Origin of the sequence: Candidatus Contendobacter odensis Run_B_J11, from assembly GCF_000531125.1 — a bacterium.
GTDB classification, from domain to species: Bacteria; Pseudomonadota; Gammaproteobacteria; order Competibacterales; family Competibacteraceae; genus Contendibacter; species Contendibacter odensensis.
The window spans coordinates 1-1,336 of sequence record NZ_CBTK010000218.1 but is presented as its reverse complement, the minus strand read 5'-3'; the positions used below and the strand labels follow the sequence as shown (position 1 = coordinate 1,336).

Here is a 1,336-nt window from a genome sequence, read left to right as displayed (position 1 = left end):
CTGTTTTCATTATTACACTGCTGTATTCTAACCATAAATGTTATGATTATAAAAAAATGAGCGAAAGGGGCGTGCGAAGCACACTGCAAGATATTCTAAAATTTGTCTCGGTTGAAGCCATGGGTATGCCAATCGTTGAAACCGCTTGGATTTTGCTGGATCGCTATCGGTTTTCATATTTTGACAGCCTGATTCTAGCTTCGGCCCTCACTGCTAATTGCCAAATTCTCTACTCTGAAGACCTGCACCACGGCCAAGTCATCGACGGGCGACTGACGATTATTAACCCTTTTCTGCCTGACGGACACCCATAAGCGTGATACTGGCAAAGTCATCGTTGAATGTTAAGAACCAAGGTGGCATAACCGGCCAGCGATGAAGAGCAACAAACAACGCCGTCAGGAAATTAAAGCCCAGCGGCTACGCCGCATCGTTAAGAAAACTCGCGCAGTCAACGCCCGTCCGGTGGATCGACCGATTGGAACCGTTGCGGTCACACCGCTATTGCTGCGGCGCAACAACAGCTACGGCATCCCCGATTTTGTCCAACGCGGCTGTTACCAGGATCGGCCATTTCGTTGCAAGGACTGTGGAGTAGAGGAAATTTGGACGGCGGCGCAACAACGCTGGTGGTATGAAGTCGCCCAAGGCGATGTGTGGACGGTAGCGGTACGCTGTCGTGCCTGCCGCCAGCGGGAGCGAGCGCGCAAGGTTGAGGCGCGACGCATTCATCGGGAGGGACTGGCGGCGAAATCCATGGGCCGTGAACATGAAGATCATCCAAGCGCAAACGACTGAAGAAATTGAAGCGGCGCGGACGCTCTTCCGTGAGTACCAGCAATTCTTAGGCGTCGATCTCTGTTTTCAGGGCTTCGCGGAGGAACTGGCCGCTTTGCCGGGATGTTATGCGCCGCCGAGCGGGCGGTTACTGCTGGCTTTGGAGGGAACCCATGCGGCGGGCTGTGTGGCGTTGCGGGCACGGGAGGATGGGGTCTGTGAAATGAAGCGGCTTTTCGTCCGACCCGACTCTCGCGGTCAAGGACTGGGGCGTCTTCTGGCTTTGCAGGCGGTGAGCGAAGCAACCGCCTTGGGCTATGTGGTCATGCGGCTGGATACTCTGGAAACACTGAATAGCGCGATGCAGATTTATACCTCGATGGGCTTCCTGCGCCGTGCGCCCTATTACGTCAATCCACTGTCGGGCGTAGTGTATTGGGAGCGGGCGCTATCGAATCGGACGCTAGCTTAGAGACTGTCGCAAAACTCGCCATTGATTTTGAACAAAAATTTAGCGCGGAACCCGCTTCTAGCCAGTTTTAACCCGACTCCACCATTA

At 54.2% G+C, this 1,336-nt stretch carries 3 protein-coding genes; all 3 read left to right on the top strand.

The window, feature by feature from the left end:
• Positions 1–314, top strand: a 314-nt coding sequence (locus BN874_RS12790; RefSeq protein ID WP_154724920.1) for a PIN domain-containing protein, incomplete at its 5' end; no start/stop codon positions are given.
• 61 nt (positions 315–375) lie between these two features.
• Positions 376–798: a zinc-ribbon domain containing protein gene (locus BN874_RS12785; protein ID WP_081756376.1), complete on the top strand. Its 423-nt coding sequence runs from the start codon at positions 376–378 to the stop codon at positions 796–798.
• Positions 770–1,249 carry a GNAT family N-acetyltransferase gene (locus BN874_RS12780; protein WP_034434003.1) on the top strand — a complete coding sequence of 160 codons (480 nt, stop codon included), beginning with the start codon at positions 770–772 and terminating at the stop codon, positions 1,247–1,249. The genes BN874_RS12785 and BN874_RS12780 overlap by 29 nt, the downstream gene beginning before the upstream one ends.
• The last annotated feature ends 87 nt before the right edge of the window (positions 1,250–1,336 follow it).

Bases quoted from the DNA above. Each gene is read 5' to 3' on its own strand.
- BN874_RS12785 (WP_081756376.1), top strand. From the start codon at position 376: ATGAAGAGCAACAAACAACGCCGTCAGGAAATTAAAGCCCAGCGGCTA.
- BN874_RS12780 (WP_034434003.1), top strand. From the start codon at position 770: ATGAAGATCATCCAAGCGCAAACGACTGAAGAAATTGAAGCGGCGCGG.